This window comes from Pseudomonas sp. LBUM1657, from assembly GCF_059716075.1.
Genome location: NZ_CP166799.1, coordinates 1,664,601 through 1,690,492, shown reverse-complemented (window position 1 = coordinate 1,690,492; position 25,892 = coordinate 1,664,601). Strand labels below are relative to the sequence as shown.

General features: G+C 60.3%; 19 protein-coding genes. All 19 read right to left on the bottom strand.

Annotated features, from left to right (window positions below; translation table 11 throughout):
- Positions 1 to 110 precede the first annotated feature (110 nt).
- A complete protein-coding gene (locus ACA055_RS07660; RefSeq protein ID WP_497683081.1) occupies positions 111 to 380 on the bottom strand; it encodes a hypothetical protein in 270 nt (89 codons plus the stop codon).
- Positions 377 to 1,669 carry a motility associated factor glycosyltransferase family protein gene (locus tag ACA055_RS07655; RefSeq protein ID WP_497683080.1) on the bottom strand — a complete coding sequence of 431 codons (1,293 nt, stop codon included), beginning with the start codon at positions 1,667 to 1,669 and terminating at the stop codon, positions 377 to 379. The genes ACA055_RS07660 and ACA055_RS07655 overlap by 4 nt, the downstream gene beginning before the upstream one ends.
- A gap of 95 nt (positions 1,670 to 1,764) precedes the next feature.
- The gene (locus tag ACA055_RS07650) at positions 1,765 to 2,691 is read right to left on the bottom strand and encodes a ketoacyl-ACP synthase III (protein ID WP_497683079.1); all 927 of its coding nucleotides are present in this window, start codon (positions 2,689 to 2,691) and stop codon (positions 1,765 to 1,767) included.
- 229 nt (positions 2,692 to 2,920) lie between these two features.
- Positions 2,921 to 3,973 carry a pseudaminic acid synthase gene (gene pseI, locus ACA055_RS07645; RefSeq protein ID WP_497683078.1) on the bottom strand — a complete coding sequence of 351 codons (1,053 nt, stop codon included), beginning with the start codon at positions 3,971 to 3,973 and terminating at the stop codon, positions 2,921 to 2,923.
- Positions 3,966 to 5,471, bottom strand: a complete 1,506-nt coding sequence (gene pseG, locus ACA055_RS07640; RefSeq protein ID WP_497683077.1) for a UDP-2,4-diacetamido-2,4,6-trideoxy-beta-L-altropyranose hydrolase — start codon at positions 5,469 to 5,471, stop codon at positions 3,966 to 3,968. Before pseG ends, pseI begins: the two co-directional genes overlap by 8 nt.
- The gene (gene pseF / locus ACA055_RS07635; RefSeq protein WP_497684368.1) at positions 5,468 to 6,163 is read right to left on the bottom strand and encodes a pseudaminic acid cytidylyltransferase; all 696 of its coding nucleotides are present in this window, start codon (positions 6,161 to 6,163) and stop codon (positions 5,468 to 5,470) included. Before pseF ends, pseG begins: the two co-directional genes overlap by 4 nt.
- Before the next feature lie 4 nt (positions 6,164 to 6,167).
- Positions 6,168 to 7,331, bottom strand: a complete 1,164-nt coding sequence (gene pseC, locus ACA055_RS07630) for a UDP-4-amino-4,6-dideoxy-N-acetyl-beta-L-altrosamine transaminase (RefSeq protein WP_497683076.1) — start codon at positions 7,329 to 7,331, stop codon at positions 6,168 to 6,170.
- Complete coding sequence (gene pseB / locus ACA055_RS07625; protein WP_497683075.1) at positions 7,328 to 8,329, bottom strand: UDP-N-acetylglucosamine 4,6-dehydratase (inverting); 1,002 nt, start codon at positions 8,327 to 8,329, stop codon at positions 7,328 to 7,330. The genes pseC and pseB overlap by 4 nt, the downstream gene beginning before the upstream one ends.
- A gap of 30 nt (positions 8,330 to 8,359) precedes the next feature.
- Positions 8,360 to 11,293: a TIGR00180 family glycosyltransferase gene (locus ACA055_RS07620; RefSeq protein WP_497683074.1), complete on the bottom strand. Its 2,934-nt coding sequence runs from the start codon at positions 11,291 to 11,293 to the stop codon at positions 8,360 to 8,362.
- A gap of 51 nt (positions 11,294 to 11,344) precedes the next feature.
- Positions 11,345 to 12,082 (bottom strand): cephalosporin hydroxylase family protein, encoded by a 738-nt coding sequence (locus ACA055_RS07615; RefSeq protein ID WP_497683073.1) that lies wholly within the window; start codon positions 12,080 to 12,082, stop codon positions 11,345 to 11,347.
- A 19-nt stretch (positions 12,083 to 12,101) separates the two neighbouring features.
- Positions 12,102 to 13,172 carry a class I SAM-dependent methyltransferase gene (locus ACA055_RS07610; protein WP_497683072.1) on the bottom strand — a complete coding sequence of 357 codons (1,071 nt, stop codon included), beginning with the start codon at positions 13,170 to 13,172 and terminating at the stop codon, positions 12,102 to 12,104.
- Positions 13,162 to 14,019, bottom strand: a complete 858-nt coding sequence (locus tag ACA055_RS07605) for an NAD-dependent epimerase/dehydratase family protein (protein ID WP_497683071.1) — start codon at positions 14,017 to 14,019, stop codon at positions 13,162 to 13,164. The genes ACA055_RS07610 and ACA055_RS07605 overlap by 11 nt, the downstream gene beginning before the upstream one ends.
- Positions 14,016 to 15,242: a methyltransferase domain-containing protein gene (locus tag ACA055_RS07600; RefSeq protein ID WP_497683070.1), complete on the bottom strand. Its 1,227-nt coding sequence runs from the start codon at positions 15,240 to 15,242 to the stop codon at positions 14,016 to 14,018. Before ACA055_RS07600 ends, ACA055_RS07605 begins: the two co-directional genes overlap by 4 nt.
- Positions 15,239 to 15,799: a dTDP-4-dehydrorhamnose 3,5-epimerase family protein gene (locus tag ACA055_RS07595; RefSeq protein WP_497683069.1), complete on the bottom strand. Its 561-nt coding sequence runs from the start codon at positions 15,797 to 15,799 to the stop codon at positions 15,239 to 15,241. Before ACA055_RS07595 ends, ACA055_RS07600 begins: the two co-directional genes overlap by 4 nt.
- A complete protein-coding gene (gene rfbG, locus ACA055_RS07590) occupies positions 15,796 to 16,878 on the bottom strand; it encodes a CDP-glucose 4,6-dehydratase (RefSeq protein WP_497683068.1) in 1,083 nt (360 codons plus the stop codon). Before rfbG ends, ACA055_RS07595 begins: the two co-directional genes overlap by 4 nt.
- The gene (gene rfbF, locus ACA055_RS07585) at positions 16,860 to 17,633 is read right to left on the bottom strand and encodes a glucose-1-phosphate cytidylyltransferase (protein WP_497683067.1); all 774 of its coding nucleotides are present in this window, start codon (positions 17,631 to 17,633) and stop codon (positions 16,860 to 16,862) included. The genes rfbG and rfbF overlap by 19 nt, the downstream gene beginning before the upstream one ends.
- A gap of 944 nt (positions 17,634 to 18,577) precedes the next feature.
- On the bottom strand, positions 18,578 to 22,150 hold the full coding sequence (locus tag ACA055_RS07580; RefSeq protein ID WP_497683066.1) for a glycosyltransferase: 3,573 nt from the start codon (positions 22,148 to 22,150) through the stop codon (positions 18,578 to 18,580).
- Between the two features lie 93 nt (positions 22,151 to 22,243).
- Positions 22,244 to 23,809: a flagellar hook-associated protein 3 gene (locus ACA055_RS07575; protein ID WP_497683065.1), complete on the bottom strand. Its 1,566-nt coding sequence runs from the start codon at positions 23,807 to 23,809 to the stop codon at positions 22,244 to 22,246.
- A gap of 13 nt (positions 23,810 to 23,822) precedes the next feature.
- On the bottom strand, positions 23,823 to 25,883 hold the full coding sequence (gene flgK / locus ACA055_RS07570; RefSeq protein ID WP_497683064.1) for a flagellar hook-associated protein FlgK: 2,061 nt from the start codon (positions 25,881 to 25,883) through the stop codon (positions 23,823 to 23,825).
- Positions 25,884 to 25,892: the final 9 nt, after the last annotated feature.

Here is a 25,892-nt window from a genome sequence, read left to right as displayed (position 1 = left end):
CCTGTAAATCAAGGGGCTGGCGACGTTCGGGTAGCGAGAAAATGACGCCAGGGAAATGCCGGTGACAGGTTGGCGAGGACTCGCCGGCACCGGCAGAAGGGAAAAATGGTTTAAACGGACAGTGTGTCGTTCAGCAACTCGACCAGTTCATATTCCAGGTAATCCGCCAGAGCGAGCCAGTTCTGCGCCTCTTGGCACTCAAACATTCGTCCGAGCAAAAAAGCCCACTGCTGCTGAGCCTCCTGCGGCGTCGAATCGAACGCCGGGTGTACTGCACCGACCAGCTCGATCATCGCCAGCCCAGCTTCTACATCACGCCCCAGGCGGAACAATGCAGAACAGTGCCGTGCATCGACGACAAAGGATTCAAGCCCGCTCATGACGCAAACTCCGGATGAAAAGCGGTACCGGCGATCATTGCCCCTGCCCGACTGCTGTTATAGAAGCGCACCTGAGGATGGCCCGCGATAAAGCGCTCCAGTTCACACAGATAGCTGCGGAAGTTGAGTTGGGTCTTGATCCGCTGGCCACGACCATCGAGCACCCAGTGTTTGGCGGCCCCCAGTTGCGGCCCCAGGTCGCCATCGTTCCAGCCCGCGTGAGTCTTGTCGTTGGGGAAAGCGAAGTCGGCGCCGAACAGCGTGATCTGCGCCGCGCCCATCTTCACCGCCAGATCCGCAGCCGGATGAATCACGCTACCGCCGACATACAGCTCGCCCTTTGGCAATTGTCGACGCAACTGTTGATAGATCGGGCTCGCGGAGTAACCGGCATACCGCGGCCCCTGCCAGGCTTCAATCACTTGCGGATCAAGCATGGGCATGTACACCAGCGTGATGTCGGCCGTGTCTTCAGAGGGTAGATGCCGAGCCGAGATACGCTGGTCAATGCTGACCACCACGTCGGGGCGAATACCGTGATCGCGCAACGGCCGGTAGGCCGTATCGACGCAGATGAACAACGGCCGCTCGGCTTGATTGCGAATCGCGCACAAGGTCTCGAAGTGCTGTTCCAGGCTTGGGCCTGTAGCAATGACGAACACTTCCTGCCCTAGACGGGAGCCGAACAACCGGGCCACGTCATGATCGGCCTGCACCTGTTGGAGGCTCGCCTGCAAGCGCTCGACAATCTCAGGCGCCTGGGGATCGAACTCACGATTGTTGAACGTCAGGTGGGTTTCGCTGATCAGGCGATCACGGATCTTCGCGTTGAAGTCATCGGCCAGCACCAATTCGGCCGGCAAGGCAAAAAACGGCAGCTGGATTTCCGCCAGGTCGCCGGCATACAGCAGCTCGACGCGCGGATCGCTGAGCCACTGCTGTTGATCGAGCAGTTGCAGCACTAAAGCAAACACCGCACCGTTCAGGATGTGCACATACAACCGCTCAAGACCCGCGCGCTCCAGCAACTGCATCTGCAGATCGCCGAGTCCGGTGCCATAGACATGCACCACGGGGCTTGCGGCCGGCAGCGTATCGGCCTGGAGGCTGGCCTCGCGACTACGGTCATGACGGCTGGTCAGCTGGATGCCGTTGATGCTCAAGGTCGAGCCCAGGCCTTCCACCAGATCCGCCTGCAACAGGCTCACATCTTCAACCAGCAAGCGCAAAGACAACGCCGGCCAGCGTTGCTGGATGACTTCGACGTTATGCTCAAAGAACTCGCTCATGGAGCCTCGCTTTTCGTTCGGGCAAAAAAATAGCGCTCAAGGTTACACCTTGAGCGCTATTTTTGTGTCTGGCTTTTTTGACTGAAGAGCCTGGTTCAAGGGCGATAAATAATCGCCGACCCCCAGGACAACCCCACACCAAAACCGCTCAATGCAACGCGATTCCAGGCGGAGTCCAGGACATGTTTTTCCAGCAGCAATGGAATGCTCGACGACACGGTATTGCCGGTCTCGACCATGTCCTTGATGAACTTCTCGGGTTCACCTTCGAAGCGTCGGGCCACCGCATCTACAATCGCCGCACTGCCCTGGTGAATGCAGAATGCGTCGATATCATCTGCCGTAAGGCCTGAGTCAGCGAGCAGTTCATGCAAGTGCGCCGGGACTTTGAGCAGCGCGAAGTTGAACACCTGCCGGCCATTCATGAAGAACACGCCGTCGGTGACCTTCAAGTGTGGCGCGCCGGAACCGTCGGTGCCGAACTTGGCTTTGCCTAACTGCCATGGCGCGTCTTCGCCCATCCAGGTGGCGGTCGCGGCATCGCCGAAGAGCATGGTGGTGTTGCGGTCTTCCGGGTCGACGATCTTGGAGTACGGATCGGCAGTCACCAGCAGGCCATTCTTCAGGCCCGCGGCTTCCATGAAGCCCTTGATGGCATAGATGCCGTAGACGTAGCCGGAGCAGCCCAGGGAGATATCGAACGCGGCGACGGTAGTCGGCAGGCCCAGCTTGTCCTGAACGATGGCGGCGGTATGCGGCAGCCCTTCCTCGTCACCGTTTTGGGTGACCACGATCAGCACGTCGATGGCTTCACGTTTCAAATCGGGATTGTTGGCGAACAGCGCATTGACTGCTTCGACACACAGGTCTGAAGTTTCCTGCCCGGCGTCTTTACGCGGCAGGAAAGCCGAACCGATCTTGCCCAGGATGAACTCTTCATCCTTTTCGAATTTTGCACCTTGTGCGTAATTGTCCACGCCGGCTACAGGTACGTAGCTCGCAATGCTTTTTATGCCAATCATTACGGCTTCCCAATAATAAACAGCCCAATACCACCGCTCGCAAGGAATCGAGGGGCGCCGACAAACAGAGAAAAACATCGCCCCAAGAGGGCGACCAACGGGAAGAACAAAAGGCTATCACTGGACCAAACAGACACCAGGCGCTACCTCCCCGATTAATACAATACAGTGAAGATGCGCGTTATGACTCGCAGGTCACGCTATTTTGCTGAATCAGCCCCACAAGCGGTTATTCGACCAACGACCAATCCAGCGGCGTTCCGCGTTTGATGGCCTGGCGGGCGCGGCGCCCCAGCAGGGTTTCAGCATGTTTGGGCGCCAGGCCCAGGCCGGGGCGAATGGCCCGCAGATTGGCGGCGGTGAATGGCTCACCGGCGGCCATATCCTGAGTGATATAGAGCGATCGCCGGTATACCAGGGACTTGCGCTCGGCCTCGGTCACGCCGTAATGCACCTGCCCCATCGCCTGCCAGGCACGTTCGGTTTCGATGATTAGGCTGGCCAGCTCAGCCGGTTCCAACGAAAAACTGGCGTCCACCCCGCCAGCCGCCCGGTCGAGGGTGAAGTGTTTTTCCACCACGGTCGCCCCCAACGCCACAGCCGCCACAGACACCCCGACACCCATGGAGTGATCGGACAGACCGACTTCGCAACCAAACAATTCACGCAAATGAGGAATCGTTCGCACGTTGCTATTGGCCGGCGTCGCGGGGTACGTGCTGGTGCACTTGAGTAACACCAGATCCTTGCAACCGGCTTCGCGGGCAGCACGTACGGTTTCATCGAGTTCCGCGATGCTGGCCATGCCGGTGGAGATGATCAGTGGCTTGCCAGTGGCGGCAACCCGGCGAATCAGCGGCAGGTCAGTGTTTTCGAAACTGGCGATCTTGTAGGCCGGCACGTCGAGGTTTTCGAGGAAGTCTACCGCGGTGTCATCGAACGGCGTGGAGAACGCCAGCATGCCCAGTTCTTTGGCGCGGGCAAAAATCGGTGCGTGCCATTCCCATGGGGTATGGGCCTTCTCATACAGCGCGTACAGCGAAGAGCCAGCCCAGAGGCTGTTGGGGTCCTTGATGAAGAACTCGCCTTCGGACAGGTCCAGGGTCATGGTGTCGGCGGTGTAGGTTTGCAGCTTCAAGGCGTGGGCACCGGCCTTGGCCGCCGCTTCGACGATCTGCAGTGCCACTTCAAGGGACTGGTTATGGTTGCCGCTCATCTCGGCAATGATAAACGGCGGCGCATCGGCACCGATCGAGCGGTTGCCGATCTTGAAGCTAGTCATTGCACTGTTCCTTCAATACGCGCGTGAACGCGCAAGCATGCTGGGTGAAACCGGCTTCGCGAAAGACCTTCAGCGACGGCTGGTTGTCCGGCAGTACCTGGGCGGAAATTGTTTGCAGTTGCGGCCAATGGCGGGTCACGAACGTTTCGCCCCGGGCCAGCAGCGCCCTGCCCCAGCCCAGGCCGATTCGACCTTCGAACAGATAAATCGAGACTTCAGCTTCAAATCCGCGCACGTCGTAACGCAGCACCCCCACCGGCCCGTCATCGGCCTCGGCGATCAAGAGCAAGCGCTGCGCATTGTTCAAACTGGCGGTCAGCCAGTTTTGATGCGATTGCCATTCAATGACACCGGTTTCCAGCGACCAGCGCCGTACCGACTCAGCATTGCGCCCATCGAACAGCAACTGCGCATCATCGGCGGTTGCCGGGCGAATTTGCACCACCGCGCCGGCGAGCGCTGCCGCAACCCGCTGCGCACCGCGGCCATCGACCAGATTCCGGGAGCGCTCGGCCAGACTCTGACGCACCCCCTGATTGCCTGCGACAAAGCCGATTGCCTGGCGCAACTGCTCGACGCTGACCTGTTCACGAGCGCCCAGATACACGTGGGCACCCGAGACCGCCATCACCTCGCCGTTGGCCTGCTGATTATTCGAGACCGCAATGCAAATCGTCGGCAACCCCATGGCCGCCCGCTCCCAGCTGGTGCCGCCACCGGCACCGACAAACAGGTCGGCCTCGATCATCAGCTGATGGAAGTCGCTGACAAAACTGTGCAGGCGCCAGTTCGGGCGATAGGCCGTCAGGCTCTGCATCTGATCCCAGGCCGGGTTGTCGGTACCCGCAACGAAATCGACTTCCAGCTCGTGGAAATCTGCCATCGCCAGCATGGCGTGGTGGGTCTGCATCGCCGCGTCAAAGCCGCCGAAATTCACCAGCACGCGTTTGGCCCTGGGCTTGATCTCAATCGCGGGGCAGCAGAATTCATCGCGCAGCATGGCGAAACGTGGGCCGAACAACGTCCGGCAATCGGGCGTCAGCAGCGACGCATAGGCCTCTGGCGTGCCCGATAGATTCTGGTTGAGCAACAGATCGACGCTGTACTTTCGCGTCGCCAGATCATCCACTGCGGCAATCCGTGGTGCCCAACGGCGGGCCGCGGTCTGCCAGTGATGGTCGAGGCCATAGTGGTCGACAATGATCCAGTCAAACGCCGGGCAGTTTTCCAACGCCTGCGCCAGCGCATCGATGTCCGCCTGCCACGGCAGCATGGACTCGATGGCTTGCAGAGGATCTTCATCGGGATAACGATCCGGTAACGCGAAGGTTTCAAAGCCCTCGGCCGTCAGATTGTCCAACCGATGACCCGGCAGCAAACGACAGGCAAAAGCAACATGCGAGCCCTGCTTGCGCAAGGTTCTGGCCAGGGGCAACAAGCGGGCGATATGGCCGCTGCCAATGATCGGCGATGCGTCGGAGCGAATCAGCACTCTCATTGCAATTCACCACCGGCCTTCAATGCTGCGTAAAGGTATTCGGCACGTTTCCAGTCTTCGAGGGTGTCGATGTCTTGCACCAGATGCCGCGGCAAAATGACCGGCAGGCTCGCCGGGGAAAACAGCGCATCACCACGCAGCCAGGCCTCGCGGCGCCCCCAATAAAACTGGCCGGCGTCTTGAAAGGCTTCGGCCAGATCCTGCGAGCGAGTGTCGCGAAACTCCGGATAGAGCGAAGTCAGTGCACCCTGCTCGTCGAGGGTCAAGGCACGCTGTACGGGGAAGCCGAAACCGGCCACGGAAAACGCGAAGGATTTATCCGGATGCTGCACCAGCGATTCGAATCCTTGACGCAGAAACCGCGCCTGCAACAGCGGCGCAGTCGCATAGATGCAACAGGCGTAGTCGAACACCGGCAGTTCATTCAAGGCATGGACGATCACCGCAGCAGTGCCAGTGAAATCATCGGCCAATGACGCCGGACGCATGAACGGCACCTGAGCCCCGTGAGCCCGCGCAACATCGGCAATTTCGTCATCGTCGGTGCTGACGATTACCTGATCAAACAGCCCCGAATCCAGTGCCGTGCGAATCGAACGGACAATCATCGGCACGCCGTCGAACAGCTTGAGGTTCTTGCGCGGGATGCGCTTGCTGCCACCACGGGCAGGAATGATCGCGACGCTGCTCAGGACACTACTCCTCAAGGACCAGTCGTCGCAGTTGCTCGACCACGTAGTCCTGTTGTTCATCGCCGAGCAAAGGAAACAGCGGCAAGCTGATAGCCTCGGCGTAGTAACGTTCCGCTTGGGGGAAATCGCCGTCGGCAAAACCCAGCTCACGATAGTACGGCTGCAAATGCACTGGAATGTAGTGCAGGTTCACACCGACACCAGCGGCCCGCAAGCCTTCGAACACCTGACGATGGCTGAGGTTGATCCGATCCGTCTGCAACCGCACCACATACAGATGCCACGCCGACTCGGCCTCTGGTTGCGCGCCAGGCAACGTCAGCGGCAAGTACGCCAGCAACCGGTCATAGCGTGCCGCCAGTTCCCGGCGACGCGCAATAAAGCCGTCGAGCTTGTTCAATTGTGACAAACCCAGGGCCGCTTGCAGATCGGTGATCCGGTAGTTGAAGCCCAGTTCCACTTGCTGGTAGTACCAGGGTCCATGGCTGGATTCGGTCATTTGCTCAGGATCGCGGGTCATGCCGTGGCTGCGCAGGCGCTGCAAGCGCTCGGCCAGTTCCGGGCGGTTAGTCAGGACCATACCGCCCTCGGCGCTGGTGATGATCTTCACCGGGTGAAAACTGAACACCGTCATCGCTGCGAACGCACCACAGCCCACCGGCCGTCCGGCATAGGACGCACCTACGGCGTGGGAGGCGTCCTCGATCACCGTAAAACCATATCGTTCCGCCAGTTCGGCAATCATGCGCATGTCGCAGCTCTGGCCGGAAAACGCCACGGCCACCAGTACCTTGGGCAGGGAGCCGTCGCGCTCAGCCTGTTCAAGCTTCGACGCCAGGGTATGCGCATCGAGGTTCCAGGTCAGCGGATCGATGTCGACGAAGTCCACATCGGCGCCACAATAACGACCGCAGTTGGCCGAGGCCAAAAAGGTGTTTGGGGTGGTCCACAAGCGGTCGCCCGGCCCGAGACCGGCAGCGAGACAGGCAATGTGCAACGCCGCCGTGGCATTGCACACCGCAACAGCGAAATCGGCCTGGCTACGCTCCGCCATGGCCTGTTCGAAACGCTCGATGGTCGGTCCTTGAGTCAACCAGTCAGACTGCAACACGGCGACCACCGCATCGATATCCGCCTGATCAAGGCTTTGCCGACCATAGGGAATCATGCCGAGAGCCCAGCATGCAGGTCAGCGATCTGGCCGACGGAAAGGAACTGTGGGTTGGTGTCCGAGCGGTACTCGAAATCTTCGCTCACAGGCCGACCCTGCTCGCCCAGGTTGTCCACGGCGAAATCCACGTCGACGCTGGTGAAGCGGATCGACGGTTGAATCGTGTAATGATCGGCAAACTCCAGGGTCATGCGCGCGTCGTCCAGCGGCACCATCAACTCATGCAGTTTTTCGCCCGGACGAATCCCGACGTTCTTGTGCGGTAAATGTTCAGCCATGCCCAACGCCAGATCGACAATGCGGATCGACGGGATCTTCGGCACGAATACTTCCCCGCCGTGCATGCGGGCGAAACTGTCGAGCACGAACTGCACACCGTGATCCAGGGTGATCCAGAAGCGCGTCATGCGCTCATCGGTGATCGGCAACTCGTTCGCACCCTCGGCAATCAGCTTGCTGAAAAACGGCACCACCGACCCCCGTGAGCCGGCCACGTTGCCATAGCGGACCACAGAGAACCGGGTCTGCTGTTCACCGGCGATGTTGTTCGCCGCCACGAACAGCTTGTCCGACAGCAGCTTGGTCGCGCCGTACAGATTGATCGGGCTGGCGGCCTTGTCGGTGGACAGTGCGACGACTTTTTTCACCCCGTTGTCGATGGCCGCGGCGATGATGTTTTCCGCACCATTGACGTTGGTGCGGATGCATTCAGTGGGGTTGTACTCTGCCGCCGGTACTTGTTTCAGCGCCGCCGCGTGCACCACGTAGTCGATACCACGCATGGCCTGACGCAAGCGCTCGGCATCGCGCACATCCCCCAGGAAGTAACGCATGCACGGCGCATTGAACGTTTGCTGCATCTCGTACTGCTTGAGCTCATCACGGGAGAACACAACCACGCGTTTTGGCTGGTACTGCTCCAGCAGCCGACGGATGAAGTTGCGTCCGAATGAGCCGGTGCCTCCAGAAATGAAAATCGATTTACCGTTGAACATGCCTTGAGTCCTTTTACCTGTCAGCCAGGCTTAAGCAAGCAACTGCGCCCAGTTCACACTGGACGCGTCGCCGAGGGTAAAGCCCTTGCCAGTCAAGGCCAGGTTTTGGTTGTAAGCCGAATCTTGGGTGAAGCGCGCTTGCCACTTGTCTTGCAGGGCCGCAGCCGTCTGCGGCGAGTCGGGCAGCAGGCCCGGGTGCAGCAGTTGCGCCTGAGGGCACCAGACAATCAGGTAACCGGCGTCGGCGGCTTTGAGGCACAGATCGATGTCACCGTAGGCTTCGTCGAAATGCTCTTCGTCGAGACCGCCGACGGCTTCATAAAGGTCTTTGCGGACCATCATGCAAGCCCCGGACACCGCTGAGTAGTTCTGCTCCACCTGGTGACCGTTCATGTAGCCCTTGGCATCTTTGCGCTCATCGATAAACACCGAGCCCACCACGCCGTTGAAGCCAAGCACCAGACCGGCTTGAGTGGTGATGCCACGAATGTTCATCAGCTTGGCGCCGACAATCCCGACTTCCGGACGCTGGGCCTGGTTCAGCAGGCTGTCGAGCCAGTTGGCGTTGACCACTTCGGCTTCGGCCGACATCAGCACCACGTAGACGCCCTTGGCCTCACGCACTGCAAAGTTATGCAGCGCCGAGGTGCTCAGGCGCTCGTCGGTACGCAGGACGCGCAGGCGATCGCCCTTGCCTTCCAGGCTGGCCAGCCAGGTCGCCAGTTCTTCGGATTGGCTGTGGTTATCGGCGATCAGAATTTCGTGCTGCTGATAACGGGTGCGTTGCAGCACGCTGACGACGGCGCGTTGCAGTTTCTCCAGATTGTCCTGGCTGTGCAGGATGATCGACACCTTCGGCCGTTCGGCGTGCTGGTAGTCGATCTGCCAGGTTTGCGGCAGCTCGGAACTGACCTGACCGCGATAGCCGCGGGTTGTCAGATGACGTGTGAGGGTCTGACGTTCATGAGGGTTTGCCTCGGCAGACGACGCGTTGCAGATCAACAGCGGTTCGGCCAGATGCGCCAGGCCACCCAGCCCACCGTCTTCGATCAGACGCAGCAACAGATCGAATTCCAGTGCAGTCATGTAGTCGGCCGAGTAGCCACCGGCCCCAACCAATACATCACGCTGGATCAGCCAGTGCCGCGCCATCAACGACGGCACGGTTTGCAGCAGATCGAGGTTGACGCCCGGACGGAACACATCCTGCAGGGAACCGTTTTCCTGACGCTGGATTTCGTCCATGGCCACGGCACGCACGCCGTCGGCGCCTTGCAACTCGAGGCTGGCGCGCAGCAGGCCGCTGGCGGTGAACTGATCACCGGCCTCAGCCAGCACCAGCCAGTCGCTGGTGGACTGGGTCACACTCTGGTTGATGCGTTCGACGTAATTGGTGGCAGTGACTTTGACGAAGTGCACCGTGTCGCGCGGCGTGGTGGTCGCCGGCAAATCGCCGGTGGTGAACACCACCAACTTGAACGCCTTGCAGTGGCCGCTGACCAGGCTGTCGAAGGTGGCCTGCAACTTGACCATGTCAGCGTCCAGGTCCAGCAGCATGATGCCGAATTGTGGACCGCCGTTGTGATTGGCCAAGTGCGCACTGATCGCCTTCAACTGGTTGGCATCCGGGTTGCGCGCTTCGAGCCAGTTCAGCAGGCGCCCGGACGGCATGTTCTCGAACAACGACTGTTCGTCCTGTGCCGGCACCGACGCCAGGCGTTCGACCCAGGCCTGCAGTTTGACGCCCTCTTCGGCGTCTTCGGTGCCCTTCAATGACTCCGCCAGACACGCAACGACGGTGCGGTTGAAGGCATAGAGCGACAGGGCTTCCCACAAACGAGCTCGCAGAGTGCGCTCGTTATCGTTGGAATGAACGCGCATCAACTCATGCTGCTTGAGCAAAATGCCTTCCAGCTCCTGCAACTGCAATTTACCGGCCGGCATGGTGTGCAGAAGGAATTCGAACTCGGTCAGCAGATCGAAAACCGGCTGGTTGTAGAACGGCATCTCGACAAACTGTTCGGTGTTGAACGTACGCACCGGCTCTTTGCCGGCCTCGAGCCAGGACGACGTGAAAATCAGCGTCCCCTTCAGCGAACGCAAGTTATTCAGGCAGTCGGCCATGGTGGCGAAACTGTCCAGGGCAATCTGTTTGCCCTCGGCCGGTGTCTTGTGGCTCAGACCGGTCGGCAGCGAGGCCAGAAACTCGGCAAAGCGCTCGCGGTCAGCAACGGTTTTGGCGTCCTTGAGCGTCAACACCGTCAATACGTTGGTGTTGTGTTCCGAGGCACCGTAGGGGATTTCCCGCACGGCGAACGGGATCGGCAAAATCCGCGCCTTGGCCCGCGCCAGCATGTAATAGGCATGCCCGATTTCCTGCCACTCGAAGCTGGTGCCCGGCAGCAGCGCGTTATGCCAGTCTTGCAGCAACGCGGTGCGGCTGACCGCGTAGAACGGCGGCAGGAAATGCCCCATGAATTGCATCAGGCGATCCTCGACCTGATCCGCGCAATAATCTTCCGGACCCTTGCGGTCGCGGCGGAAGTAATTCACTTCCGTGGCGCGGGCCAGGTACATGATTCCGTAGCCGTGGCACATGCCGTAGTCGGCGTTGTCTTCCAGGAATTCCAGCGACTCGGTGATCGCATCGTGCAGCAGGAAATCGTCATCGGCCGCCAGCACCATGTACGGCGTGGTTACCTGATTCACGCCGTAGGCGAGTTTTTCCTGCAACCCGGTGTAGGTGAACTGCGGCAGGTGCCGGTAATCGACCATCGGGTAATCGCGGGCGATGTTCTCGTCGATCTTCAGCGAAGAATCCAGAACCAGAATCGTGCAGGGATAGCTGCTGTAATACTGCAAGGTGCGCCGCAAATAGGCGTTGCGGTTGTGGGATATCACCACCACCGTCAAGCGTTCATTCAGCGGAGCCACATCGTTTCGAGCAGTGTTTTGAACGTGCATATTTCTATCCCCACAACCGGCCAAGCGCCGAGAACCTACATTCAATAATGATTAACGAACGCGACGCAGGTAGCCGTCCGGCGCCACGGTGATCAACAGCTTGTTCTGCAACTGACGGTCGATCTCGAAGTCAGCGTTTTCTTCCAGGTACTTCCACACAGCGGTCTTCGGGTTGTCGCCCGGGCCCCATGGACGATCAGGGAAGAAATCGGCCGGCATGTCTTCAACCACGGTGTCCATGACCACGCAATAGCTGTCGACCGAGACCAATGGTGCGTAGAGACGCAGCTCTTCCAGCACGTGATCGTGGGTGTGGTTGGAGTCCAGAACCAGGATGACTTTCTTGCCTTCGGCCGCAGCGCGCACTTGCTCGGCGATGGCCGCGTCGATGCTCGAACCTTCGATCATTTTGATGCGCTTGCTCATCGGGTGGCTTTCGATGGCTTCGCGGTTGTGCGGGCGAATGTCCAGGTCGATGCCCAGCACTTCACCGTGGCCTTGCAGCTCCAGCAAGGACGCGTAGTAGATGATCGAACCGCCGTGGGCGATGCCGCATTCGATCACCAGGTCCGGCTTGACCTGCCAGATGATCTCCTGCATCGCCATCATGTCTTGCGGCAGCTGGATGATCGGACGGCCCATCCACGAGAAGTGATAGCTGTACTTGTGCCTGGCCGATTGATTGAAGAAATCCTGGGCCAGACCGGTGAGTTTCTGGTCGTCGCCCTGACGCGCGATTTCTGCCTGGCATTCGGCTTCGAAGGCTTTATTGATGGTGGTGTCGGTCATTTTTTTAGAATCTCAATAGTCACTGGAACGAAGCGCTGTCTACGGCGTGATAGACGTAGCGTCCACCGGTCATCCGCTTGATTTCTTCGAGGTAGTTGGAGTTCATCACAAACAGATTGGCGCCCTCGGGCAAGGCATCCATGGCCTCTTGGGGCGAGGACACCCGCACGCCGCTCAGGGGCAAGTAACGGCCCTGTTTGGCCGGGTTGATATCCACCACGCGATCCACCGCCACCCCGGCCCGTTGCAGGAACAGCGAATAAATCACGCCTTTGGACGACGCGCCCCAGATTGCCGAACCTTGCTCCGGGTTCGCCTTGATGATCTGCACCGCGCGTTCAAGGCTGCCGGTGAAGTTCGCGGGCAGGTCTTGGCGCGGCACCGGTTGCTCCGGCGTCAGGCGCAATGTCGCCAGGTCAGCGACGATGTACAGGTATTGGCCACCGAACAGGTGACCGGCCTCATGCACCGTGCCGAACATCCGGCGCAGGTCATCGAGGCGGAAATAATTGACGTGCTCGTAGAACAGGTCGAACCAGGCGCGGTGTTCGAGAATCCAGTCGAAGCACGGCACCTCGATGTAGATCTGCCCCCCCTGGTTGGCCTCGGCCATCTCGGCCAGAAAACTCACCGGGTCCTGAATGTGCTCCAGCACATGGCGCAACACGATGGCGTCCGCTGCCAGCCCGAGGCCACGGGTGAACGGCGCCTTGATCACATCGGCGTTGTCGCCTTCATAGGCCGGGTCGATGCCGGTAATGGCGTAGCCCAGGCCTTTGAGCAACTCCAGGAAATAACCTTTGCCGCAGCCGACTTCGATCAGTTCCTGCCCTTTGAAATGACGGGCAATGATCCCTTCGACATCGCTCAGGTGTTTCTGGAACTGGCCGGAATGGGCCTGTTCGTTCTGGTAGTCGGCGTCATAGCTGAGTTTGTCGGCATCGAAAGCCTGGTTGAAGATCAACCCGCTCTTTTCGTCCTGCACCAACACCATGTCGGCGCTGGCCGAAGCCTTGGCGGACTGTGGGTCGGCGAAGGTACGATTTTGCAATACCGGCAGGTCGGCGACCCGATACAACTCATGCCTCATGCTCTGCTCCCAGTAGCTGTTGCAAGCGGTCCGCCACGCCCCAGAACGCCATCGGTTCGTGGGTCGGGTATGGGTAGTGTCCGAGATTCAAACTGATCGAGGCGCCGCGTTCACGCAGTCGTTGTTCCACCAGCGCTCTCACCGATATCGGCTGGCCGCTGGAACAATTGACCACGCCGTTGAATTGCGGTCGCTGCACAATCGCCGCCAGGTAGTCGGCGGCGGTAGCGACGGGCAAGTAATCGCGCAGCTGTTCGCCGGCGGACATATTGAACGTCGCGTCCCCGGCCTCGATCGCCCGATCCAGCGCCGCCAGCAGGCTGTTGGGGTTCTGGCCATCGCCATGCAGGTAGAACAGACGCGCCCATTGCAGGGTGAAGGGCTGCACGCGCTGCAAGTTTTCGAGGAACAATCGCAGGGTGTTTTTTGCCAGGCCGTAAGGGTTGCTCGGCTGCGGCTCGGTCTGCTCGCTCAGCGGCCCGCTCTGCAGGCCGTATTCGAAACAGGTTCCGGTGACCAGCACCTGCGACACGCCCGCCTCGACCGCGCCCTTGATGAACCGGTAGTCGGCCATCAGGTTGTGCTCGAAATGGAACAGCGCCTGATAGTTCGGCAAACCCGGCCAGGCGAGATGCGCCAAGACGTCGATGCCATCAGTCAGCGCAGTGACGTCCAGTTCTTCGGCGTGAATATCCGCCGCGACGAATTCCACGGTATTGATCCACGGCATGCTCGCGGCGGTCTCGGCGTTGCGCGCCACGGCCCGGACTTCGCAGCCACGGGCGAGCAAGGCTTCGACCAAATGGCGGCCGACAAACCCGGTGGCACCGGTCACGAGTACTTTCACAGGACGGTCAACTCAGGCACGGCGATCACGAAACGGCCACCCCACTGACGCACCTGAGCCAGCTGCTGACTGACTTCATGCAGCAAATTCCACGGCAGGACCAGCACGTAATCCGGCTTATCGAGGTCGATCTGCGCCGGCGACACAATCGGAATGCGGCTACCCGGCAAGAACTTTCCTTGCTTGTGCGGGTTGGCATCGGCGACCCAGGCCAGCAGGTCGGGTTTGACCCCGGCGTAGTTAAGCAAGGTGTTGCCCTTGGCCGCTGCGCCATAACCGACTACACGCTTGCCATCGGCTTTGGCTTGCAACAGGAAGCGCAGCAGTTCGTGTTTGATTCGCTCCGCTGCCGGCGCAAGCGTCGCGTAGTACTGAGCCGTTTTCACACCCGCATCGAGTTCGGCCTGCAATTGCTGTTGTACCGCTGGCAGCACTTCACGGCGATCACCGTCGGCGCGCTGCACGAATACCCGCAGCGAACCGCCATGGGTCGACAGCTGACTGACGTCGAACACTTCCAGGCCGTTGCGCTCGCACAAGGTCTGCACGGCAGTCAGGGACAGGTAGGAATAGTGTTCGTGATAGAGCGTGTCGAATTGCTGCCCGGCCATCAGCGTCAGCAACTGCGGAAACTCGAACGTCGCCACGCCCGTCGGCTTGAGCAGGGTCGCAAAGCCACCGAGGAAATCATTGATGTCCGGGACGTGCGCCAGCACGTTGTTGGCGGCCATGAGGTCGGCCGCCCAGCCTTCGTTTTTCAGCTGTAGCGCGGTTTCGTGACCGAAGAAAAGCTCGCGAATCTCCAGGCCTTTTTCCCGCGCCGCTTGCGCGGTGCTGCGGGTCGGTTCGACACCCAGGCAAGGGATGCCGCGCCCGGCCACGTACTGCAACAGGTAACCGTCGTTGGCGGCGATTTCCACCACGCGGCTGTCAGCCGTCAGGCCGAAGCGCTCGACCATCTCGGCCACGTACTGATCGGCGTGGGCCAGCCACGTGCTGGAGAACGAACTGAAATAGGCGTACTCGGCGTCGAACAAACTGTCGGCACGGGTGTAATCCTCGGTCTGCACCAGCCAGCACTGCTGACACACCGCAACCTTCAGCGGCACCCATTGCTCGGCTTGTTCCAGCTGGTCGGCGCGCACGTAGGCGTTGGACGGCGGCGACGTGCCCAGATCAATCAGCGGCAACGCCAAGGGCGTTGCGCAACCACGGCAATTCATAAACACACTCCAGCGAAGTGTTCATCGAGCAAGGGATGGCTGGAATCCCTGGCTGACAGATTATTGACAGGCATCGGCCAGGCAATCGCCAGCCGCGGATCGTTCACCGACAAACCGCCCTCGTGCTCCGGCGCGTAGTCGGCGCTGTGCAGGTAAAGCAACTCGGCGTCGTCGGTCAGGGTCTGGAAGCCGTGGGCGAACCCGGCCGGGATCAACAAACCGCGACCGTCACCGGCACGCAGGTGTTCGGCGTGCCAGTGCAGGAAAGTCTTGGAGTCCGGCCGCAAGTCCACTGCCACGTCCCAGACTTCACCGCGCAGGCAGGTGATCAACTTGGCTTCCGGCGCGTTGGCGTTCTGGTAATGCAGACCGCGCACACTGCCCCGTTCGCGGGTGCAGGAATGGTTGATCTGACGGATATGAAAGGGTTGGCCGAACGCACTCAGGCTGCCTTCGCAAAACAGGCGAGCGAAGTGCCCGCGCTGATCTTCGAAGCGTTTGTGCTGCACGCTGAACAGACCGGCCAGCGGTAACGCCTTCAACAGAAACTCGCTCACAACGCGCCTCGGTACAGGTCCAACTGGCCCAACGTCACTTCACGCATGTCGTCGCCGTTTTGCCAGGCCAGGTGCCAATCGAGGGTCTGGGTCAGGCACTGCTGCAACGACCAGCGCGGTTGCCAGGCCAACAATTGCCGGGCACGGCTGCTGTCGAGGCGCAGCAGGCCGGCCTCATGCAATTCACTCGGCTCGATGCGCAATCCACGTGATTGCGGCCAGCGGTTGGCGAGCAGTTCGACGACTTCGCCGACGCTGCACATGTCCGCTTCGCTCGGACCGAAGTTCCAGGCGCCGGCGAACTGCGGGCCGTGTTCGTAGAGGCCGGCGGCCAGTTGCAGGTAACCAGCCAGCGGCTCCAGGGCGTGCTGCCATGGGCGTACGGCTTGCGGGTAACGCAGGGTCACCGGCTCATCCGCAGACCAGGCCTTGAGTACATCGGGAATCAAGCGCTCAGGCGCAAAGTCGCCACCGCCCAGCACATTGCCGGCACGCGCAGTGGCCAGGGCCAGACCGTGCTCGGCATAACGCTCGGCCGGGAAGAAGGAAGCGGCGTAAGACTGCGCCAGCAATTCGCAGCACGCCTTGCTGCTGCTGTAAGGATCGTGTCCGCCGAGGGCTTCGTTTTCACGGTATGGCCACAGCCATTCCTGATTGGCGTAGACCTTGTCAGTGGTCACCAGCACACAGGCGCGCACGCCGCCGACCTGACGAATCGCTTCAAGCAGATTAAGCGTGCCCATGACGTTGCTGGAGTAAGTCCCCAGCGGATCGCGATAGCCTTCACGCACCAGTGGCTGTGCCGCCAGGTGCAAGACGATTTCCGGTTGGGTCTCCGCGATCAGTTCCAGCAAGGCGCCGAGATCACGCAAGTCACCGCGTTGATCGTTGATGCCTTCGGCGACTCGTGCCAGTTCGAACAGACTCGGTTCAGTCGACGGATCAAGCGAAAATCCGCTGACCTCGGCACCGAGGCTTTGCAGCCACAACGTCAGCCAGCTGCCTTTGAAACCGGTATGGCCGGTTAGCAGAACCCGCTTGCCGCGCCAGAATTTCGGGCTCAGTCCCATTGCTTCCATGGGGCCTCCCCGCTCTGCCACAAATGCTCCAGGTGATTCTTGTCACGCAGGGTGTCCATCGGGTGCCAGAAGCCATCGTGCTGGAAGGCTTGCAGCTGCTGTTCGCTGGCCAATGCGGCCAGCGGCTCGGCTTCCCAGGAGGTTTGATCGTCGGCAATGTACGGCAGCACTTTTGGTGATAGCACAAAGAAACCGCCATTGATCCAGCCACCGTCACCGCGCGGTTTCTCGATGAAGCCTTTGACGCTGTCACCGTCGCGTTCCAAGGCGCCGTAACGTCCCGGCGGCTGCACGGCGGTCACGGTAGCCAGCTTGCCGTGGGCCAGGTGGAAGTCCACCAAGGCACCAATATTGAGGTCGGAGACACCGTCGCCGTAGGTGAAGCAGAACGCCTGTTCGCCCTCCAGATAACGCGCGGCGCGACGCAGACGGCCACCGGTCATGGTGTCTTCGCCCGTGTCGATCAGGGTGACGCGCCATGGCTCGCTGTAGTTCTGGTGAACGTCCATGCGGTTGTTGCACATGTCGAAGGTGACGTCGGAGGTGTGCAGGAAGTAGTTGGCGAAGAAGTCCTTGATCGCGTAGCCCTTGTAGCCAAGGCAGATCACGAAGTCATGAATCCCGTGGGCCGAGTACTGTTTCATGATGTGCCAAAGAATTGGCTTGCCGCCGATCTCGATCATTGGCTTGGGCTTGAGGTGCGACTCTTCGCTGATCCGCGTACCGAGACCACCCGCCAGAATTACTGCCTTCATCGCTGTCCTCTTGCTCTTCGCATGGCCCGGCAACCCCCGCAAGGGTCGGCGAACCGTCAGATGCACATCAATTACCCGCAGCCACTGGGCCGTTCACGCTTTTTGGGGTGAAGGTTTTATGGCGATATACAGGGGACTTGCAGGAAGTGAGCCAATTGTTTGGGGTGGGCGACTGGTTGGGGGTTTAGAAGCGGGACAGTGAACACTGAGGGGTTGGGGGTACATATCCGTTTCTGCGGTAACGGCGGCTGACGGTTTCGCTTTTACAGCGAGTCACTTGGAAGAGCCCCAAGTAACCAAGGGCTTTTGCCCCGCCATTCGGTGCCTCGCCCAGGCTCGGCATGCCCTCACTCCGGCATTGCTCCGGGGGCCCGCCGCGATCGGCCATCCATGGCCGGGCGCGGCTAGCTCGGCATCCATGCCGAGCTGCCCCCTGCGCAACGCCTGCGCTCGGCCTCTGGGAAAGGGGCGGCAGATCTGAAGCCGAAGCAAAGCAAAGCAAAGCAAAGCAAAGCAAAGCAAAGCAAAGCAAAGCAAAGCAAAGCAAAGCAAAGCAAAGCAAAGCAACGGCAACGGCAACGGCAACGGCAACGGCAACGGCAACGGCAACGGCAACGGCAACGGCAAGATCAACAGCTTCGCGAGCAAGCCCGCTCCCACAGGGGGAACGCGTGCGCTTGAAAGATCAGGCCAGCCGGTAGGCCGCCTCGCTGTTGCTGTGGCGGCGGGCCCACGGAGCAGGACCGGAGCGAGGGCACCCTGAGCCTAGGCGAAGGGCCGAACGAAAGGGGCAAAAGCGCTTTGGTTACTTTCGCGCTTTTCGAAAGTGACTCGCTGTAAAAGCGAAACCGCCAGCCGCCGCTACCGAAGAAACGGATATACCCCCGATCAAAGAGCCGCCGTTACAGGCCGAAACGGATATGTACACCGACCGAAAAAAAACCTCAGTCCGGCAACCACCCCCAAAGCCAATGCTGCAGATTATCGCCCCGCAACATGAAATCCCGATGCACCGCCTCACGCAATTCATCACCCATGCGATAGCTGGCATCCGGATCAGCCAGGTGCATACGAATCGCCTGCAACCACTCCTCAGTGCTGTTGCTAAGAACCTTGGTACACGGCAAGAAACCGTCATACGCCCGGGTATCGGTGCAAATCACCGGATAACCGCACGCGCCATATTCCAGTAACCGCAAATTGCTTTTGCAGTCGTTGAAGATATGGAATTCCAACGGTGCCAGTGCCAGGTCGAGGTTCAGGCTCGCCAGTTTGTACGGGTAACTCTGCAAATCGATGGTGCCATGGAATTCGTGAATGTACGGGCGCAAGGCGTCCGGGCACATGCCGAAGAACACCCATTCCACCTCATTGGCCAGCTCGCGGACCACGTCGGCGATGATTTCCAGGTCACCGGTGTGACTGGTACCGCCGCCCCAGCCAACCCGTGGTTTCTTCGAGGTGCGGCGCTGACTGGTCAGGGTCGCCCACGGATCGGGCGGCAGCATGTTGGGCACCACGCGAATCTCGCTGTGCATGCTCGACAAGACATCCGCCAGTGCCTGCGTGGTCACCACCACGCGGTCGCACAGGGCAATGCCATCACGCAACATCTGCTCGGTGTTGGCAGGCTTGTTGCGGGCGTGGCTGTTCTTTTTCGGCGTGCTGACAATGTAGTCGTCCAGCTCGAAGATCCTCAGGGCATTGGAGTATTTCTTCATGCGCAGAATGTCTGCCGCCGAGCCGTCGCTATAGCGCCCCTGCAAGATAATGGTGTCAGGCGACATGCGCTCGATTTCCACGGTCGACGGCGACTCGTAGGCCACGCGCGCAATGACTCGTCCCGCCGCCTCAAGCTCCGCCAGAGGCGCAGTCACCCGGTAATGCCCGATCGCCGACTCGTTGACCGGCAACCCGAGAATCAGCGGCAGGTCGCGATGGCAGAACGGATTCCAGTTGTTGCGCAGCGAAGGTTCCAGACTGAAGCTCGCCACACCGAGTGTCAGCGTCGGACTGTAGGCTGGATCGCGGGAGATTTTCGGCAGCCACTTTTTGTAGAAGGTTTCCTGCTCGAACACCTGCGCCTGCACATTCGCCGACGACGGTGCGGGCGATAAGTCGTCGCCCATCACCACGGTCGAAAAAGGCGTCCAGACGATCAGGTAGCCGTTTTTATCTGCCTTGAGGCACAGATCAACACCACTGAGTCCCAGGTTGAATTCGGCGTCATCGAGCTGACCCAGGCTGTCGAACACTTCTTTGCGCACCATCAGACAATCACTGCTGACGGCGCTCCAGTTCTGGGTCACCTGCAGGCGCTGCATGTAGCCCCGGGCACTGACATGCTCCCCGAGAAACGGCGAACTGGCAGGTCCGGCCAGCCCCAGAATCAAACCGGCGGAGACGATCGCACTGTTGGAACTCAGCAGCCGCGCGCCCACCACGCCGACTTCCGGGCGCTGAGCGTGATTGAGCAATTCAGCGAGCCAGTCGCCAGCGCAAATCACACTGCGTGGGCTGAGCGTCAACAGGTACTCGCCACGGGCGTGACTGGCGGCGAAATTGACGATAGTCGCCTCACCGCCGCTGCCGTCATAACGCAGCACCCGCAGCATGGCCGCGCCCAACTGCGCCATGGCGCTCAGCCAGTCGGCCATCGCCGGATCGCCGCGACCTTCATCGACAATCAGGATTTCGTATTCGGCGTAAGTGGTCTTTTCGATCAGGCTTTCGGTACAGCGCTGCAACGCGGCCAGCGACGTGCCTGCGGCAATGATGATCGAGACCAGAGGCCGGTGGCCGTGCAAGTAATCGATACGATTGAGCAGCGGCAACTCTTCATGGCGAATCCGGTGTTCCAGACCAATGCGTGTCAGGTGCGCACTGACCAGCGCCTCACTGCCCTCGATCACCTCGGGCAACGACATCCAATCGGGAAAGGTCTGAGTCGACTCCACCTGAATCTCGGCAATGTGCTCGATGGTGTGCAACCCGGCCTCTTCCACCAGACGCCAGAGCAAATCCTGCGGCGCCAGTTCACCGTGAGCTGAATCGAAACCGCCCGCCGTCAAAAAGCGCTGCCGCTCGAACGCCAGTGTTCGCCCGACGTAGGGGTAGGAGCGCATGAGGTCGAGGTTGAAGTCAGGCTTGAATACCGGGTCGACGGACTCACCCTCGACCAGCGCTCCCTCATCGCTGTAGGCGCACAGCATGCCGGGTGTGCCGGCAATGCGCTCAGCCAGCACCAGCAGCGCCGACTCGCGCAGCGTGTCACCTGCCCGCAGCAGATAGAACCAATGCGCACCTTCCAGTTGCGGTACCACGGCATTGAGCTGTTGCGACCAGTTCGCCTCCAGCGGCAACTGCAGCACTTTATCGCCGGCATCGCAGTCAGCATTGGACAGCACGATCACCGCTTGCGGTGCGTACAGTTGCGCGGCGATGCTGGCCAGCGTGGCTTTCAGACCGGCGCTGTCAGATTCGGTGTCGATGATGATTGGCACCAGGTTCGGACGCACGGCCCAGCGACTGATACGTTCCGGCATGTGCCGCGTTTCCGCCGGGTTGAGTTTGCGGACCGACAGCCACTCGCGGTAGAAATCGGCATAGCTGTCGCTATTCCCGCCCACGCGGCCGTTGACCACGGTGTTGCGATTGCCCAGCACGCGCACCACGCACAACTCTTCCCACTGTCGCGGTTCATCGGCGGCCTTGCTCATTTCGACACTGCGCACCCAACCCGATGCAGGTGCCGACTCGCCGCCACGCGAGGTCAGCATTTGCGTCAGCCATTCCCATTCCTGCGCGGCCGCCCGAGTCATTTCCAAGGTCTTGCTCAAGCGTTCCGGGTACAGACGTTCGGTACTCAGCACGGTGTTCAGCGCCGCCAGATTACCGCGGCGCAACAGGCACACGAACAAGGCGAAATCGAGCATCGCGACAAAGCCGGAACCTTCCTGAATCAGTGCAGGCAACAGCTCGAGCACATCGGCACGGCGCATCAGGGTCGAGCTGAAGTTGCCGATGAAATTCTTCGGCGTGCTCTCGAAAATCGCCAACATGTCATCGCCCTTGAGCAGCGAATCGATGGGCGAAAAACGGCAGTTGTCGATTCGTGGCGGCAAGATGTAGTTGTTGGTATCGCTCATCATGCGCAAGCCGCAAACGAGCGTCACCTCGGGATGATCGATCAGTACTTGGGCTTGCGACGCAATGCTCGGCACGAACAGACGGTCGTCGTCGCACAGCACTTTGATGAACTCGCCTCGAGCTTCTTCGACACAGCGCAGCAGGTTCTTTTGCAGCCCGAGACGCTTGGGGTTACGCAAGTAACGAACGGGATGCGCCGGCTCGACGAACGACTCGACGATGCCCTGAATCTCGTCGGAGGACGAATCGTCACAAATGACGATTTCGACGTTCTCATAGGTTTGAGCGAGCGAACTCTCCAGCGCCTGGCTGAAGAAGCGCGGGTTGAAGGCGGGGATGACGATACTGACTAGAGGGTGTTGATTCACGACGAAACTCTCGAGCGGCGAGCCTCTGCCCTTTCAGGCAGAGGCTCCGGAACCGCTTAGGAAAAGACGGTTGGCAGCTCGACAGACACAGACTCAGATCTTGTTGAACAAGCCCAGCTGAGTAATCTTGCTGAAGGCCAGTTGCGATGCTTGCAACATCGTTTGTTGCAACGTCAGACGAGTCATCACTGTGGCCGGATCGGAATCGCGGATCGCCGACTGGGTCTGGGTGTTGGCCAGGACCAGGCTCTGGTTGGTGTCGCTCTGGATTTCCAGAGCTGCACCGCGACCGCCCACCGAACTCAACGCACTGGACAGCTGATCGTTGCCGCTCGCCAGGTTGCCGATACCGGAAGCAAGAGACGCTTGCAACTTCTGGGTCAGGATCGGATCGCCATTGGTTGGTGTGTTCAGCGCCGTTTTCAGCTGGCTCACGGTGTCCAGAATGTTCTGGGTTTCGTGGGTGTTGACGGCCACGCTGAACTGATCACCCGCCGCCGGCGCACCGCTCAGGTTGAAACTCACGCCCGAGGCGGTAGCAACGCCAGCCACCACGGTGCCGGAAGACACCGGCTTGCTGTCGGCCGTCAGCGGTGCCGCGTACAAATCGAAGTCGGTGGCGCTGGTGAATTTCATCACCGCCGAACCGGTCGGGAAACTGGCGTGGTAAGCCACCGGGTCAGTGATGCTGCTGCCGGTCACCTGGGTCGGCGTCGGGTTACCCGGACTGCGGGTTGCGGTGAAGGTGTCAGGCTTGGCCGCCAGCGTAAATGTGTGGCCCGGCAGCACGGTGGCGGCAGTGTCACCAGCACCCAGATTGATATTGAGGGTCAGTTCGACACCGCGAAAACTGACGCCCTGGCCGGCCTTGGTGCTGGGGTCGAACGTACCGCCCTGGCTGGCTTCGGCAGTCACGTCGTTACCGCCCGAATCAGTGATTTTCAACTGGGTGCCGCTGACGAATTCGACGGTGTACGGTTCGCCCGCACGGAATTTGTTGTTGTAGGTCACGCTCGACGAAACCTGACCATTGGACAGGACTACGCGACCGTCATCCACGGCCGGCGCGGTCATGGTGACCTGGCTGCGGCTGGTATTGATGGCCTGCTGGAACACTTCCCAGCCAGTGCTGTTGGTCGCCATCGACATGTTATCGCCGACCGCCAGATCGAGGGTCACCTGGTCACCGTTGTAGCTGTAGGTGCCATCGTCGTTGCGCGAGAACGGCGCGACTTCACCCTTGGAACCGGAAAAGATGTACTTGCCGTTCTCGTCCTTGCTGTTCATCAGGCTCAGCAACTGCTCTTCGATCTGACCCAGCTCGGAGGCGTTGGCCTGACGGTCGGAGTCGGTGTAACCGGCGTTACCGGCACCGATGGCCAGTTCCCGGGCTCGCTGTATCACGTTGTTGATGCTGGTCATCACCGCTTCGGTCTGACCCAGGGTCGCCTTGAGGGTGTTGGTGTTGGTCTTGTACTGATCGAGCATCGAAGCCTGTTGGCCCAATTGCAGCAGGCGCGAGGCACCGACCGGATCATCGGCCGCGGTGTTGACGCGAACCAGGCTGCTGGCCTCTTCGCTGCTCTTGACCACGTTGGCAAAGTTCTTCTGATAGTTGGCAGCAGAGGACTCGTAAAACTGGGCGGTAGAAATGCGCATGGGCTACGACTCCTTAAAGACTGTTGATCAGTGTGCTGAAGATTTCCTGCGCAGCCTTGATGATCTGCGAAGAGGCTGTGTAGTACTGCTGATATTTGACCAGGTTGCCGGTTTCCTCATCGAGGTCGACCCCCGACAGCGAATCGCGAGCCCCTTTGGCGTTGGCCAGAATCGCAGTGGTCGCGGCGCTGTCGAGCTTGCCTTGAGCCGCCTTGGAACCGACGCCCTCGACCAGTTTGCCGTAGGCATCGGTCAGGGAAATGCCTTTGCTGGCGGAACCGGTGTCCACGGTCTGCTTGGTCTGCAGGTCGGCCAGTACGGTGCCGTTGCGGTTGTCCAGCGTGCCCGGTTGACTGAGCGAGACATTGATCGCCGTCGACGTGCCCGGCGAGCCCGCGACGGTCATTTCGAACGCTGCGGTACGCTGCACCGCAGGCGGGCCGGGGTCCATGATCGGTGCACCGGTGCCATCCACCAGCGGGATGCTCAGGGACATCGTATTGTTCTGGCCCGGCACGATGGTGCCGCTGCTGAGCGCGTTGCCCTGGGCATCGAGCATCTGGTAAGTCTGGGTCGCACCGCCCGCCGCACCGAACACAATTTTGACCGGGGTCGAAGTCTTCAGGCCGTTCTGAATGGCCAGGGTGGTGGCCGAGTCGTAGATATCCAGCGGCGTCTTGAGCGTCGGCTGACCGCTGGCCGGAATCGTCAGCGTGCCGCTGCCGCCCGGTGCGATGGCCGCACCCAGTGGCGCCGCGATAGCCAGACGCTTGGAGTCGGTCATCTCGGTCTTGATGTTGGTCGCCGCGTTGCGGGTCGGGGTGATCTTGAAGGTATCACCCGCCGCCGCGGTACCACCGCTGAGTTTCAACGAGAAACCATCGATCACCGGCGGCGGCGTGGTCAGCGTGCTGAAACTCCCCATCGCGGTGTTATCCGGCAAGCGCTGAACGGTGTAGTCGGTGGCGCTGGTAAACGTCACCTTGTAATCGTTAATGGTCAGCTTGCCGGTGTCTTTGATGCTCACATCGAAGTTGCCGGAGCCGACGCTGTTGCTGGTGGAAGCGATGCTGCGCTGAGCCATCTGGGCAGCACTGTTGATGCTGTTGAACAGGTTCGAACCGAAGTCACCGTTCTTGTCGATGCCTTGGGCCTGAATGCGGTTCATCTGGTCAGCGACAACCAGTGCGACCCGACCCAACTCGTTCATGGCCGGGTCCAGGACGGTGCTGCGATAACGCAGCAGACCACCGATCTCGCCACCGGTCATGATCGACGTGATTTCGATGGTGCTCGAACCACGGTTGAGCTGCAGCGACAAGCGTCCCGGATCGTCTTTGCCCGGAACCACTTCCAGTTTGTTGACGGTATTACCCATCACCAGCGGCTGACCGCTGCCCAGATAGATGTCGATGTTGCCTTCGCGTTCGACGATCTGCGCGCCGGTAAAGGTCGAGAGCTGGCGAACCGTCTCGTTACGGGCGTCAAGCAGCTCGTTCGGCATGCCGCCGGCGCTGGAGATCTCGGCAATCTTCTGGTTCAACTGCGCCACGGTGGCGGCCAGTTTATTGACCTGATCGGCCATGTTCGTCAGGTTGCCGTTGATGGTCGCGTTCTGCGCATTCAACTGGCTGGACACTGAATTGAAACGATTGCTCAGGGCCTGGGCATCGCTGAGCAGCAACTGGCGGGAAGCGTCGTCACCGGGTTTGGCATTGACGTTCTGCACCGAGGCGAAAAACTTGGTCAGGGCGCCGTTAAGGCCGGTGCCGCTGTCCGACAGCATTTTATCAAGTGGCGTGACCTGGCCCAGATACGCCGCCGAATCGCTGTTGAGCGAAGTGGTGGTCTGCAGTTGGGCATCCAGGTAGCTGTTGTACACCCGGCGCACATCGGCCAGGGTCGTGCCGGTACCGATGAAGACATTGCCGAACTGCTGCGAGGCTTTGGTGCCCTGCACGGTTTGCTGACGCGAGTAACCTGCGGTATCGGCGTTAGCGATGTTGTTACCCGTAGTCATCAACGACGCTTGGCTGGAGGACAGCCCTGACATCCCGATATTGAGCAAACTCATGGTTCAGAC